This window comes from Nocardioides sp. YJ-D4 (assembly GCF_054031495.1).
Window position 1 is genome coordinate 4,479,511 of record NZ_CM132932.1, and the last position, 13,022, is coordinate 4,492,532.

The following is a 13,022-nucleotide window of genomic DNA, read 5'->3' on the forward strand; positions in this document are numbered from 1 at the left end:
AGGCGGGTTCTGCGACTTCGTGGACGCTCGTGGTGAGCAGCGTCTCGTTCGATGCGGTGGCAGTGGTCTAGACCAGCAGTGCGTCACCACGGGGTTGCGGTGCATTCATCGGCATGCATAGACGCACGCCCGACATCGCGTCGCGGACAACCGGATCCGAACCGATCGCGACAACTTTGTCGCGCAAAAAGAAAGCCACCTCGATCCGAGCGGGGGGATCCGGACCGAGGTGGCGATGAATACTTTCGGCCAAGTTGCCGGTGAATGCAAGTCGAACCGCCATGGCGGGAATGTGACGTGTCGTATATCTGCCATGATGACCGTCGTTCGTTCCCCCGCCACGGAAAGGCATCTCGGATGCTCGATGCGCTCGGTCTCGACAATCTCGAGGAGACGGTCTACCGCCAGCTGGTCGCCGCGCCGTCGGCCAACCTCGAAGAGCTGGCCGAAGCGGCCGACCTGGACACCTACGCGGTCTCGGCGGTGCTGTCTGCGCTGGAGGGAAAGGGCCTGGTCGCCCGCGCCTCGGCCGGTCAGGATCGCTACGTCGCCTCCCCGCCGGCGGTGGCGCTCGGGGCGCTGCTCGTCCAGCGCCAGGACGAGCTGCGCCGCGCGCAGGTCGAGATGACCGAGCTCGCCGGGCTCTATCGGGGCTCGGTCGCTCGCCGGGACGTGGCCGACGTCGTCGACGTCGTGCACGGCACCGAGGCCATCGCCCAGCGGTTCGCCCAGCTGCAGTACTCGGCGAAGAAGTGCATCCAGGCGTTGCAGAAGCCGCAGGCCGCTGTCGTCACCCGGGAGGACGCCGACGAGGCCGAGCGGGCTGCGATCGAACGTGGCGTCCGGCACGACATCGTCCTGGAGCGCTCCGTCTTCGACACCCCCGGCATCTACGAGACCATCGACTCCGGCCTCGAGATCGGGATCGAGCTGCGGGTCGTGCCGACGGTCCCGCTGCGCGCCTTCATCGTCGACCGGGAGATCGCCCTGATCCCGCTCATGAACGGTGAGCACAACACGGTCCAAGACGCCCTGCTGCTCCACCCCAGCGGACTCCTCGACGCGATCATCGCCCTCTTCGACCTGATCTGGACCTCGGCCCCCAAGCTCGTCGCGACGCCCGAGGGCACGGTCGAGACGGCTGCCGATCGCCTCGAGCCCCTGGACACCAAGGTGCTCTCCCTGCTGCTCGCCGGCCTGACGGACGCCTCCATCGGGGCGCAGCTCGGGCTGTCGCTGCGTACGGTCCAGCGGCGGGTGCGCCAGATGATGGACCGCGCGCAGGTCGACACCCGCCTCCAGCTCGGCTACGAGGCGGGTCGTCGCGGCTGGCTCTAGCGTTCGCCGCCGGGCACCCACAGGACGTCGCCCTGCTCGCGGTTGGCGTGCCGGGCGAGGATGAAGAGCAGGTCGCTGAGGCGGTTGAGGTAGGTCAGGGCGAGCTTGTTCATGGTCTCGCCGTGGACCTCGTACGCAGCCCAGGCCGCCCGCTCCGCGCGGCGCACGACGGTGCGGGCCACGTGCAGGTGGGCCGCGGCCACGGTGCCGCCGGAGAGGATGAACGAGCGCAGCTTCTCCAGCGGCTCGTTGTAGTCGTCGCACCAGGCCTCGAGCCGGTCGATGTAGGCCTGCTCGACGCGGAGCGGCGGATACTCGGGGTCGTCGACGACCGGGGTCGAGAGGTCGGCGCCCACGTCGAAGAGGTCGTTCTGGACGGTCGTCAGCACCTTCACGACGTCCTCGTCGATGCCGCCGTGAGCCAGTGCGACACCGATCGCCGCCCCGGCCTCGTCGGTCGTCGCGTACGCCTCCAGCCGCAGATCGGTCTTGGCGGTCAGGCTCATGTCGCCGAGCCGGGTCTCACCGGCGTCGCCGGTGCGGGTGTAGATGCGCGTCAGGTTGACCATGCGCTGAGCCTATGCGGAGGGCCCACTTTCGGCGAACGTGGTCAATCGACAGAAAATTGGGACAAGAGTGACGAATGAGGCTGGTGAGGTGCAACCAATCGGAGCGGCCGCGCGTCATAGTGGGCGAGAGGGAGCGTCATGTGATGCGTAGGGCTTCTGTGTAGGGCAATCCACTTCCTGGGGGATGGAGGCAGGGCATGGAGATCTTGATCGACGGGCCGACGCTGGTGCTGAGCGGAGATTTCGACGTACGCAGCACCTGGATGGCACGCAGCGTGATCTACGACCATCTCGACTCGGTGGAGGGTGACGTCGTGCTCGACGTCTCCGGCGTGAGCAGTGCCGATGTGACGGCGCTGAAGCTGCTCGCCGTCGCTACCCGGCAGGCCCATGCCGAGGGTCGCCGCCTCACTCTGCAGGGCTGCACCCCCGCGGTGCGCCGGATGCTCCACCTCTCCAGGCTCTATCGTGTTCTCGAGGTGGAGAACTCACCGCTCATCGCCTAGAGGCGCGGTGAGTAAAGGAGCGGCCCGGTGAGTGACATCTTCCACACCGGAGCCGGTTACTGAGCGGTAACCGAGGGGCTAGCATGCCTCTTATGACGGACACCACGCCTTCCGAGCAGAGCCGCCCGGCGAAGGATCGCTCCTGGCTGATGCGCACGTACGCCGGCCACTCGACCGCCGAGGCGTCCAACGAGCTCTACCGCACCAACCTCGCCAAGGGCCAGACCGGTCTCTCGGTCGCCTTCGACCTGCCCACGCAGACCGGCTACGACCCCGACAGCGTCCTCGCCCGCGGCGAGGTGGGCAAGGTGGGCGTGCCGATCATGCACATGGGGGAGATGCGCAAGCTCTTCGACCAGATCCCGCTCACCGAGATGAACACCTCGATGACGATCAACGCGACCGCCATGTGGCTGCTCGCGATGTATCAGGTCGCCGCCGAGGAGCAGAACCCTGGGATGGACCCTGCCGAGGTGGCCGCGAAGCTGGCCGGCACCACGCAGAACGACATCATCAAGGAGTACCTCTCCCGGGGGACGTACGTCTTCCCGCCGGAGCACTCCCTGCGGCTGATCAGCGACATGATCGCCTACACGGTCCACCAGATCCCCAAGTGGAACCCGATCAACATCTGCAGCTACCACCTGCAGGAGGCCGGGGCCACGCCGGTGCAGGAGATCGCGTACGCGATGTGCACCGCCATCGCGGTGCTCGACCAGGTCAAGGCCTCCGGTCAGGTGTCCGAGGAGGACTTCGGCAAGGTCGTCGGCCGGATCTCGTTCTTCGTCAACGCGGGCGTGCGGTTCGTCGAGGAGATGTGCAAGATGCGCGCCTTCGTCGAGCTCTGGGACGAGATCACCCGTGAGCGCTACGGCGTCGAGGACCCGAAGATGCGCCGGTTCCGCTACGGCGTGCAGGTCAACTCCCTCGGCCTGACCGAGGCGCAGCCGGAGAACAACGTCCAGCGGATCGTGCTGGAGATGCTCGCGGTGACGCTGTCCAAGAACGCGCGGGCCCGCGCGGTGCAGCTGCCGGCCTGGAACGAGGCGCTCGGTCTGCCGCGTCCCTGGGACCAGCAGTGGTCCCTGCGTCTGCAGCAGGTGCTCGCCTACGAGTCCGATCTGCTGGAGTACGGCGACCTCTTCGACGGCTCCCCGGTCGTCGAGGCCAAGGTGGCCGAGCTGGTCGCGGGCGCCAAGGAGGAGATCGACCGGGTCCAGGCCATGGGCGGGGCGATCGCCGCGGTCGACACCGGCTACATGAAGTCCGAGCTGGTCTCCTCGCACGCGCGCCGTCGCGCCGCCATCGAGTCCGGCGAGGAGATCATCGTCGGCGTCAACAAGTTCACCACCACCGAGCCGAGCCCGCTGACCGCGGACCTGGACGCCGCGATCATGGTCGCCGACCCCCGCGCCGAGGAGGCCGCCAAGGCCTCCCTCGAGGCCTGGAAGGCCGAGCGCGACGAGGCGGCCGTCTCCGAGGCGCTGGCCGCGCTGGCTGCCGCCGCGAAGACCGATGCCAACCTGATGTCGGCGACGTTGGAAGCCGCCCGTGCGGGCGCGACCACGGGGGAGTGGGCCGGCACCCTGCGCGAGGTCTTCGGCGAGTTCCGGGCGCCCACCGGCGTCTCCGGCGCCGTCGGTGCCGCGGAGGCCGGCGCCGAGCTGTCGGCCGTACGCGACCGGGTCAAGGCCACCGGCGAGGAGCTCGGCGTCAAGCTGCGCATGCTCGTCGGCAAGCCGGGCCTGGACGGTCACTCCAACGGTGCCGAGCAGGTCGCCGTCCGAGCCCGTGACGCCGGCTTCGAGGTCATCTACCAGGGCATCCGGCTCACCCCGGAGCAGATCGTCGCCGCGGCGGTCGCCGAGGACGTACACGTCGTCGGGCTCTCCATCCTCTCCGGCTCGCACATGTCGCTCGTGCCGTCGGTGGTCGAGGGGCTGCGCGCGGCGGGTCTCGGTGACGTACCCGTCATCGTGGGTGGCATCGTGCCCGAGTCCGACGCCAAGACGCTGATCGAGTCGGGGGTCGCGGCGGTCTACACGCCCAAGGACTTCAGCCTCACCGAGATCATGGCCGACATCGTCGAGGTCATCCGGAAGGCCAACGACCTCTCCTGAGCAGAGGTTCGACACGGCTTCCGAAAAAGTTCGGGAGCCGTGTCGATCTGGTGTCGTGGCCATTCGTGAAAGGGGCAGAGGGAGGCGGACAGCGCCTCCCGCCACTTCACGGGAGTACGAGATGTCCACGATCACCACCGCCCAGCAGACCACCCGCTCGACCCGCGCCGCCGTGCGCAAGCCCGTCTGGCTCCATGGCCTCGCTGCCACGGTCGTCGCCAGCGCGGTCGTCACCGTCCTGGCCGTCGCTGCCTCGGCGGCCGGGGTGAGCTTCGAGACCGCCAGCGGGACGATCCCGCTCGCCGGCTACGCCCAGCTGACCGCCCTCTTCTCGCTCATCGGGGTCGCGATGGCCGCGGTGATGGCCCGTGTGGCCCGCCACCCGCGACGTACGTTCGTGGTCACCACCGTCGTGCTGACCGTCGCCTCGCTCGTCCCCGACGTCACCTTCGGCTTCGACGCCGCCAGCGCGGTCGTCCTGATGCTCATGCACGTCGTCGCCGCCGTCATCGTCATCCCGGTGCTGGCGCGTCGGCTCGCCGAGTGATCGGGCCTAGTAGCCTGCCGCGCATGCGAGTAACGGTGGTCGGAGCCGGAGTCATCGGGCTCTCGTGCGCGGTACGGCTGCTGGAAGCCGGTCACGAGGTCAGCGTGATCGGCCGGGAGCGGACGAGCGGGACCACCTCGGCGGTGGCCGGCGGGTTCTGGTTCCCCTACCTCGCCGAGCCGCGCGACCGGGTGACGGCCTGGGCCGCCGAGACCTTCCGAGAGCTCGCCCGGCTGGCCGAGGAAGAGCCGGAGGCCGGCGTACGCATGGTGCACGGCACCCAGCACAACCCCGTGGCCGACCTGTGGTGGGCCGAGCCGCTCACGGATCTGACCGTGACCGAGGGCCGCGCCGAGTTCACCGTCCCGATCGCCGAGATGCCGGTCTACCTGCCCTGGCTCGAGCGGCGGATCACCGCCGCGGGCGGGAACATCACGACCGGGACCGTCGACGACCTGGCGAGCCTGGACGCCGACGTCGTGGTCAATGCGACCGGACTCGGCTCGCGGGAACTGGTCGGCGACGCCAGCCTCTACCCGGTCCAGGGCCAGATCGTCGTCCTCGGGCCGGGCGCCACCGAGGAGTGGCTGGAGGCCGAGGGCGACACCCCCTCCTACATCTTCCCGCGCGGTGGCGACACCGTGGTCGGAGGTACGTCGGTGCCGCACGCCTGGGACCAGAGCCCGGACCCGCGTACGGCTGAGCGGATCCTCGCCGACGCCACCGCAGCCGTGCCGGAGATCGCGAACGCCGAGGTCAGGGCCCATCTGGTCGGCCTCCGCCCGGCCCGGCCCTCGGTCCGGCTGGAACGCGAGGGGCGGGTGGTGCACTGCTACGGCCACGGCGGCGCCGGGGTGACGCTGAGCTGGGGTTGCGCCTCCGAGGTGGCCGCGCTCGTGGAAGTAAGGCACGCCTAACCCTGCTGTTACCCTTCGAGCGTGGGCAAGAAGAGGAAGCCTCCCAAGACGGAGTGCTGCGTGTCGAAGTCGCGCTGCAAGCGGTGCCCGATCCGGATGCTCAAGGAAGGCACCCTGCCCGAGGGGATGACGGTCAAGAAGCGCCGTCTGGTCACCCTCGACGGCAAACCGGTCAAGAAGAAGCATCTGGCTGCTTGACGGAAGGCGCCGCCAAGTTGCGTCCGAGGTGGTAGGAATTGCCTTGCATTCGATTACCTACTCGCGCAAGGACGTTACCGATGCCTCACGCCACCCGCCGCTCTGTCCTGTCCGGTGCTGCTGTCACGGGCGCTGCGGCGCTGAGCGCTGCTGGTTACACCGCCGCCCCTGCCCATGGTGCGAACAGCGCGGGCAAGCCCGACACGGTCCGGCTGACCGTGCTCGGCACGACCGACCTGCACGGCAACGTCTTCAACTGGGACTACTACAAGAACGCCGAGTTCTCGAACAGCGCAGGCAACGAGATCGGCGTCGCCAAGGTCAAGACCTTGATCGACGCCGTCCGCGAGGATCGTCGCGGCGAGCCGATCCTCACCATCGACGCCGGTGACACGATCCAGGGCACCCCGCTGGCCTACTACTACGCCCGGATCGACCCGATCACCGAGGGCGCCATCCACCCGATGGCGCGGGCGATGAACCTGGTCGGCTACGACGCTGCCGCGCTCGGGAACCACGAGTTCAACTACGGCATCGACACGATCCGGAAGTTCGAGGAGCAGGTGAACTTCCCGATGCTCGGCGCCAACGCGGTCGACCCGTCGACCAAGCTGCCGGTCTTCCCGCCCTACATCATCAAGGACTACGACCTGGGCCGCGGCCGCCGCCTCCGCGTCGGTGTGCTCGGGCTGACCAACCCCGGCATCGCGATCTGGGACAAGGCCAACGTCGAGGGGAAGATGGAGTTCCCGGGGCTGGTCGAGCAGGCCAAGATCTTCGTGCCCGAGCTCAAGAAGGCCGGCTGCGACCTGGTCATCATCAGCGCCCACTCCGGCGCCGACACCTCCAGCTCCTACGGCGACGAGCTGCCCCCGGAGAACGCCTCGACCCTGGTGGCCGAGCAGGTGGCGGACGTCGACGCGATCCTCGTCGGCCACGCCCACCGGGAGATCACCCAGCGCTACGTCACCAACACCGAGACCGGCAAGCAGGTGCTGCTGACCGAGCCGCTCTACTGGGGGATGCGCGTCTCCGTGATGGACCTGGTCGTACGCCGCGAGAAGCGTCACGGCCGGCCCCGCTGGGTCCTGCAGTCGGCGACCTCGCAGACGCTCAACTCCAACACCGTCGACCCCGACCCGGAGGTCTCGGCCGCCGTGCAGGAGCAGCACGACGTCGTGGTCTCCTACGTGAACTCCGTCGTCGGCACCTCGGCGGCGGAGATGCTGGCCGCGCGGGCGGTCGTCGAGGACGTACCCATCATCGACTTCGTCAACTACGTCCAGGCCGACGCGGTCAAGGCGGCGTTGACCGGCTCCGACGCCGACCTGCCGGTCATCTCGATCGCGGCCCCGTTCAGCCGTGCCGCGGCCTTCCCCGCGGGCGAGGTGACCGTACGCGACGTGGCCGGCCTCTACATCTACGACAACACCCTGATGGCGGTGCGCATCACCGGCGCCCAGCTCAAGGACTACCTCGAGTTCAGCGCCCGCTACTTCAAGCAGGTCAGCGGCACCGGCCCGTTCCCGATCGACGCCGTGACCAACGCGCCGACCGACACCGCGCCGAACGGCACGCCCGACTACAACTTCGACACCATCGCGGGCCTGGACGCGGCGCTGACCTACGACATCGACATCTCGGTCGCGGTGGGCTCGCGGATCACCAACCTCGCCTACGACGGCGTCGCGGTGACCGACGCGCAGGAGTTCGTGCTCGCGGTCAACAACTACCGCCAGTCCGGTGGCGGCGGTTTCCCGCACGTCACCGACGCCACCGTGGTCTACAACCAGCAGGTCGAGATCCGCCAGCTGCTCATCGACTGGGTCACCGCCCACCAGGTCATCGACCCGGCCGCGTTCGCCTCGGTCGACTGGCGCCTCGTCTCCGGCGGCGAGCCGATCACCATCAGCTCCTGAGCGGCCGAGTCGGCTCGTCCTGACGCCTTGCGTCGTCGAGTCGGCTCGGCCTGACCGAGAAACCTGCCGAGTCGGCTCGTCATGACGAGCCGACTCGGCAGGGTTTTACGTCAAGACGAGCCGACTCGGCAGGCTCAGCGGGGGTTGGCCCAGTTGAGCAGCTGGCTCATCGAGATCAGCAGGTCGTCCAGCCGCCGCTCCACGCTGTCCAGGCGCGCGTTGACGCTGTCGATCGCAGCGTCGGTGCGCTCCATCCGGTTCTTGATCGCATGGAACTCCGCCGTGTGCATCTGCTGCATCGTGAGTAGATCGATCATGATCGCCTCGACGTCGCTCACGGACAGGCGGCCCCCAACGCCATGCCCCGAGTAGTTCATGGACATGGCGTGAATCTTGTCACGCAGTTCCTACTCAAAGGTAGGGAATGGGGTTTCCCCGACGTGAACTTGCCTGACCGTGCACCAACTGTTGGTCAGAAGAGTCTCTCGGTCGGATCATCGAGGCCGCGGAGCGCGTCGTAGTCGACGATTGCGCAGGTGATACCGCGATCTTCGGCCAGTACGCGGGCCTGGGGCTTGATCGCCTGAGCAGCGAAGATGCCGCGTACCGGGGCCAGCAGCGGGTCGCGGTTGAGCAGCTCGAGATAGCGGGTCAGCTGCTCGACGCCATCGATCTCACCGCGCCGCTTGATCTCGACCGCGACCGACTTCCCGTCGGCGTCGCGGCACATCAGGTCGACCGGCCCGATCGCGGTCGGGTACTCGCGGCGTACGAGGGTCAGGCCCTCGCCCAGCGTCGCCGGGTGGTCGGCGAGGAGCTCCTGGAGATGCTTCTCGACGCCGTCCTTCTGCAGGCCGGGGTCGATTCCCAGGTCGTGGGACGTCTCGTGGTGGATCTCGTCGATCAGGATCCGCAGGGTGTCGTCGGTCTTGGAGGTGACGGTCCATTCGATGCGGCCGTCGTCGGACTTGCCCTCCGAGAGGGTGCAGGGCGGCGACATCCAGTTGAGGGGCTTGTAGGAGCCCCCGTCGGAGTGGACCAGCACCGATCCGTCGGCCTTGAGCATCAACACCCTGGTGGCCATCGGGAGGTGGGCGGTGAGCCGCCCCGCGTAGTCGACCTGGCAGGTGGCAACGACGAGTCTCACCGGGAGAACGTATCGCATGGCTCCATGTGAGCAGCGTCACGCCACCAGGGGTTACTCATGGGTAATAAATTTGGCAGTCTTCCGTCGCATGACGGTTTCGACCCAGGGTTCCATCCACGACGTGCTCGTGCTGCCCTACCTCAACCACGCCATTCGCATGCTCGAGTCGGGCTACGCCACCGCCACCGACATCGACAACGCCATGTGCTTCGGCTGCGGCTACCCCCAGGGGCCGCTGGCCACGGCCGACGAGATCGGCGCCGCAGCCGTACGCGACGCTCTGCTCGCCCGCTTCGAGGAGACCGGCGACAACCTGCACAAGCCCGCCGACCTGCTCACCAAGGTCGCCGGCGAGTCCGGGACGTTCGCCTCGGTGGCCGGGGACCACGCAAAGGCTCCGGAGCTGCGCCACACGATCGAGAAGATCGGCGTGGTCGGCACCGGCACGATGGCCTCGGGCATCGTCCAGGTCTTCGCCCAGGCCGGGTACGACGTCGTCTTCGTCGGCCGCTCGCAGGAGAAGCTCGACGGGGTCGTCGCCGGCATCACCAAGTCGCTCGACAAGGCCATCGCGAAGGGCCGCTCGGACGAGGAGAGCAAGGCCGCCGTGCTCGGCCGCCTCACCGGCACCACCTCGCGCGAGGACCTCGGCGAGGCCGACCTGATCGTCGAGGGCATCGCCGAGGACCTCGATGTCAAGACCGAGCTCTTCAAGGACCTCGACCGGATCGCCAAGTCCGGCGCCATCCTGGCCACGACGACCAGCTCGATGCCGATCACCGAGCTCGCCAAGGTCACCGCGCGCCCCGGTGACGTCATCGGGATGCACTTCTTCAACCCCGCGCCGGTCATGAAGCTCGTCGAGGTGGTCACCACCGACCTCACCTCGCCCGAGGTCGACGAGACGGTGCGCGCGCTGTCCACCGCGGTCAAGAAGGTCCCGGTCTCCTGCGGCGACCGCTCCGGCTTCATCGTCAACGCGCTGCTGTTCCCTTACCTCAACGACGCGGTCAAGCTGCACGAGTCCGGCGTCGCCATCGCCGAGATCGACGCCGCGATCAAGGAGACCGCCGGCTTCCCGATGGGCCCCTTCGAGCTCCTCGACGTCGTCGGCAACGACGTCTCCCTGGCCATCCAGTCCGAGCTCCGCAACGAGTTCGGCGAGCCCGGCTTCGACCCCGCCGCCCTCCTGGTCGAGAAGGTCCAGGAAGGCAAGCTCGGCCGCAAGACCGGCGAGGGTTTCCACACCTACTGATCCCAGCCGAATCCGCACTTGTGGCGGCCGAGTCTGTAGATATGGGCGACGAATCGACAGTTTCGCCGTCCACAACTGCAGATTCGGCCGCCATTTCTCACCACTCGGCCGCCACAGATCACGTCTCGGCTCAGGGCTTGGGGTAGCCGCGGCGTACGGCTCGTTCCAGGATTCCGAGGGTGGCCCGGATCGACTTCTGGTCGATCACCGGGAAGATCGCCTTCCACTCGGGGAGGGCGGTGGACCAGTCGCAGTACGAGGTGACGCGGGTGTCACCCGAGGCGAGCTGCTCCAGCTCGTAGCCGAAGCGGTGGCCGATCGGCGGCTTGATGGTGCCTTCGATGGTCCATTCGATCCACCTGTCGGGTTCGAACCCGGTGATGATCACGGTGACGTCGTACTTGCCGAGCGGGTAGTCGCCCAGGGCCTCGCGGTCCATGTGGACGACGAACCGGTCGCCGACCGCGCCCACCGGCGATCCCTCCGCGGACTGGAGCATGCCGGCGGCGTCGATGGCCACATGGCCGTCGGGGTCGATGAGAACGGCGAAGATGTCGGTGGGGGAGGCGGGGATGATCCGCTCGGCGTCGATGCGCTCGGCCTCGATGCGCTCGGTGATCTGGGTCTGGTCGGTCACAGTGCCCGAATCTAGCGGCGTCCCGGCGTGCCGGGCATCACACCGTGGCAGGATGCGGGGCATGAGTGAGCGCACGATCGAGACAGTCGGAGTCGTCGGCCTGGGCACCATGGGTGCCGGGATCGCGGAGGTGTTCGCCCGCAACGGGTTCACCGTGGTCGGGGTGGAGCGTGACGAGGAGGGCCTCGAGCGTGGCAAGGCCCACCTGGCGCACTCGACGGGCCGCGCGGTCAAGCGCGGCAAGCTCAGCGAGGAGGAGCAGGAGGCACTGCTCGGCCGGATCTCCTTCGCCACCGACCCGACGGCGCTCAAGGACGTCGACATGGTCGTCGAGGCGGTCGTGGAGTCGCTGGAGCTGAAGAAGTCGATCCTCGCCACCCTCGACGAGATCGTGGCTCCCGAGACGATCCTGGCGACCAACACCTCGTCGCTGTCGGTGACCGAGATCTCGACCGCCTCCAACCACCCGGGCCGGGTCGTCGGCGTGCACTTCTTCAACCCCGCTCCGGTGCAGAAGTTCGTCGAGATCGTACGCACCGTGGTGACCGAGCCGGACGTGCTCGAGGATGTGCGCGAGGTCGTCGGCAAGGTCGGCAAGTCGCCGGTGGTCTGCGGTGACCGGGCCGGGTTCATCGCCAACGCGCTGCTCTTCGGCTACCTGAACCACGCGGTCTCGATGTTCGAGGGCCACTACGCCACCCGCGAGGACATCGACACCGCGATGCGGCTGGGCTGCGGCTACCCGATGGGCCCGCTGGCGCTGCTGGACCTGATCGGCCTGGACACCTCCTACGAGATCCTCGACACGATGTACCGCCAGGGTCGCGACCGGCTGCACGCCCCCGCGCCGATCCTCAAGCAGATGGTCACCGCCGGGATGCTCGGGCGGAAGTCGGGCCGCGGCTTCTACACCTACGAGGCGGCCGACTCGCCCGTCGTCGTCCCGGACGCGCTGACCCCGAGCGCCGACGCCACCCACGAGCTGCGCCGCTCGATCGCGAAGATCGGCGTCGTCGGCACCGGCACGATGGCGTCGGGGATCGTCGAGGTCTTCGCCAAGGGCGGCTACGACGTGACGTACGTCGGGCGCAGCGCCGACAAGGTCGACGGTGTCGCCGCGCGGATCACCAAGAGCCTCGACAAGGCGATCGGACGAGGCAAGCTGGAGGAGTCGGCGAAGCCGGAGATCCTCGGCCGGCTCACCGGTACGACCTCGCTGGATGACCTGGCCGACGTCGACATCGTCGTGGAGGCGATCGCCGAGGACCTGGCCATCAAGACCACGCTCTTCGAGAACCTCGACGACATCTGCAAGCCGGGCGCGATCCTGGCGACCACGACCTCGAGCCTGCCGGTCATCGAGCTGGCGAAGGTGACCAAGCGGCCGTCCGACGTCGTCGGGATGCACTTCTTCAACCCGGCGCCGGTGATGAAGCTGGTCGAGGTCGTCTCCACCGTCACCACCGCCGAGGAGGTCGCCGAGACCGTCCGGGCGCTGTGCTCGAAGGTCGGCAAGTCGCCGGTCTCGTGCGGGGACCGGGCCGGCTTCATCGTCAACGCGCTGCTCTTCCCCTACCTCAACGACGCGGTCAAGATGCTCGAGGGTCACTACGCGACCGCCGACGACATCGACACCGCGATGAAGCTCGGCTGTGCGCTGCCGATGGGGCCGTTCGAGCTGCTCGACGTGGTCGGCAACGACGTCTCGCTGGCCATCGAGCGCGAGCTCTACCTGGAGTTCCGTGAGCCGGGCTTCGCGCCCGCGCCGCTGCTGGAGCACCTGGTCACCGCCGGTTACCTCGGCCGCAAGACCGGCAAGGGCTTCCGCGACTACTCCTGAGAAGAGGTCCCTCCCGGCCCGACCACCGT

At 68.2% G+C, this 13,022-nt stretch carries 14 protein-coding genes; 9 read left to right on the plus strand and 5 right to left on the minus strand.

Annotation, left to right across the window (positions count from 1 at the left end; translation table 11 throughout):
- Positions 1-67: 67 nt before the first annotated feature.
- The gene (locus tag ACW14X_RS21515; RefSeq protein WP_160027762.1) at positions 68-283 is read right to left on the minus strand and encodes a hypothetical protein; all 216 of its coding nucleotides are present in this window, start codon (positions 281-283) and stop codon (positions 68-70) included.
- A gap of 74 nt (positions 284-357) precedes the next feature.
- On the opposite strand from ACW14X_RS21515, the gene ACW14X_RS21520 reads away from it, so the two are divergent.
- Complete coding sequence (locus ACW14X_RS21520) at positions 358-1,338, plus strand: helix-turn-helix domain-containing protein (protein WP_160027763.1); 981 nt, start codon at positions 358-360, stop codon at positions 1,336-1,338.
- On the opposite strand, the gene ACW14X_RS21525 is transcribed toward ACW14X_RS21520, so the two are convergent.
- The gene (locus ACW14X_RS21525) at positions 1,335-1,907 is read right to left on the minus strand and encodes a cob(I)yrinic acid a,c-diamide adenosyltransferase (RefSeq protein WP_160027765.1); all 573 of its coding nucleotides are present in this window, start codon (positions 1,905-1,907) and stop codon (positions 1,335-1,337) included. The two genes, ACW14X_RS21520 and ACW14X_RS21525, sit on opposite strands and share 4 nt — an antisense overlap.
- A gap of 197 nt (positions 1,908-2,104) precedes the next feature.
- On the opposite strand from ACW14X_RS21525, the gene ACW14X_RS21530 reads away from it, so the two are divergent.
- From ACW14X_RS21530 to ACW14X_RS21555, 6 genes are all read left to right on the plus strand, one after another.
- Entirely contained in the window at positions 2,105-2,413 is a 309-nt protein-coding gene (locus ACW14X_RS21530; RefSeq protein ID WP_160027767.1) for an STAS domain-containing protein, read from the plus strand.
- Between the two features lie 92 nt (positions 2,414-2,505).
- On the plus strand, positions 2,506-4,533 hold the full coding sequence (locus ACW14X_RS21535; protein WP_160027769.1) for a protein meaA: 2,028 nt from the start codon (positions 2,506-2,508) through the stop codon (positions 4,531-4,533).
- A 121-nt stretch (positions 4,534-4,654) separates the two neighbouring features.
- Positions 4,655-5,080, plus strand: a complete 426-nt coding sequence (locus tag ACW14X_RS21540) for a DUF6069 family protein (RefSeq protein WP_457163228.1) — start codon at positions 4,655-4,657, stop codon at positions 5,078-5,080.
- 23 nt (positions 5,081-5,103) lie between these two features.
- Complete coding sequence (locus tag ACW14X_RS21545) at positions 5,104-5,997, plus strand: NAD(P)/FAD-dependent oxidoreductase (RefSeq protein ID WP_457163229.1); 894 nt, start codon at positions 5,104-5,106, stop codon at positions 5,995-5,997.
- Between the two features lie 21 nt (positions 5,998-6,018).
- Positions 6,019-6,195: a hypothetical protein gene (locus ACW14X_RS21550; RefSeq protein WP_008362162.1), complete on the plus strand. Its 177-nt coding sequence runs from the start codon at positions 6,019-6,021 to the stop codon at positions 6,193-6,195.
- 80 nt (positions 6,196-6,275) lie between these two features.
- Positions 6,276-8,114 carry a bifunctional metallophosphatase/5'-nucleotidase gene (locus ACW14X_RS21555; protein ID WP_457163230.1) on the plus strand — a complete coding sequence of 613 codons (1,839 nt, stop codon included), beginning with the start codon at positions 6,276-6,278 and terminating at the stop codon, positions 8,112-8,114.
- 134 nt (positions 8,115-8,248) lie between these two features.
- Here ACW14X_RS21555 and ACW14X_RS21560 read toward each other — a convergent pair whose 3' ends face one another.
- Together ACW14X_RS21560 and nucS are read right to left on the minus strand one after the other, a co-directional pair.
- The gene (locus ACW14X_RS21560) at positions 8,249-8,497 is read right to left on the minus strand and encodes a hypothetical protein (RefSeq protein ID WP_141795502.1); all 249 of its coding nucleotides are present in this window, start codon (positions 8,495-8,497) and stop codon (positions 8,249-8,251) included.
- 89 nt (positions 8,498-8,586) lie between these two features.
- Positions 8,587-9,261 (minus strand): endonuclease NucS, encoded by a 675-nt coding sequence (gene nucS, locus ACW14X_RS21565; RefSeq protein ID WP_201451249.1) that lies wholly within the window; start codon positions 9,259-9,261, stop codon positions 8,587-8,589.
- 88 nt (positions 9,262-9,349) lie between these two features.
- On the opposite strand from nucS, the gene ACW14X_RS21570 reads away from it, so the two are divergent.
- Positions 9,350-10,516 (plus strand): 3-hydroxyacyl-CoA dehydrogenase NAD-binding domain-containing protein, encoded by a 1,167-nt coding sequence (locus tag ACW14X_RS21570; RefSeq protein WP_457163231.1) that lies wholly within the window; start codon positions 9,350-9,352, stop codon positions 10,514-10,516.
- A gap of 130 nt (positions 10,517-10,646) precedes the next feature.
- On the opposite strand, the gene ACW14X_RS21575 is transcribed toward ACW14X_RS21570, so the two are convergent.
- Positions 10,647-11,153: a polyketide cyclase gene (locus tag ACW14X_RS21575; protein ID WP_457163232.1), complete on the minus strand. Its 507-nt coding sequence runs from the start codon at positions 11,151-11,153 to the stop codon at positions 10,647-10,649.
- Positions 11,154-11,214: 61 nt separating this feature from the next.
- Between ACW14X_RS21575 and ACW14X_RS21580 the strand changes: the two genes are divergently transcribed.
- The gene (locus ACW14X_RS21580) at positions 11,215-12,993 is read left to right on the plus strand and encodes a 3-hydroxybutyryl-CoA dehydrogenase (RefSeq protein WP_160027781.1); all 1,779 of its coding nucleotides are present in this window, start codon (positions 11,215-11,217) and stop codon (positions 12,991-12,993) included.
- Positions 12,994-13,022: the final 29 nt, after the last annotated feature.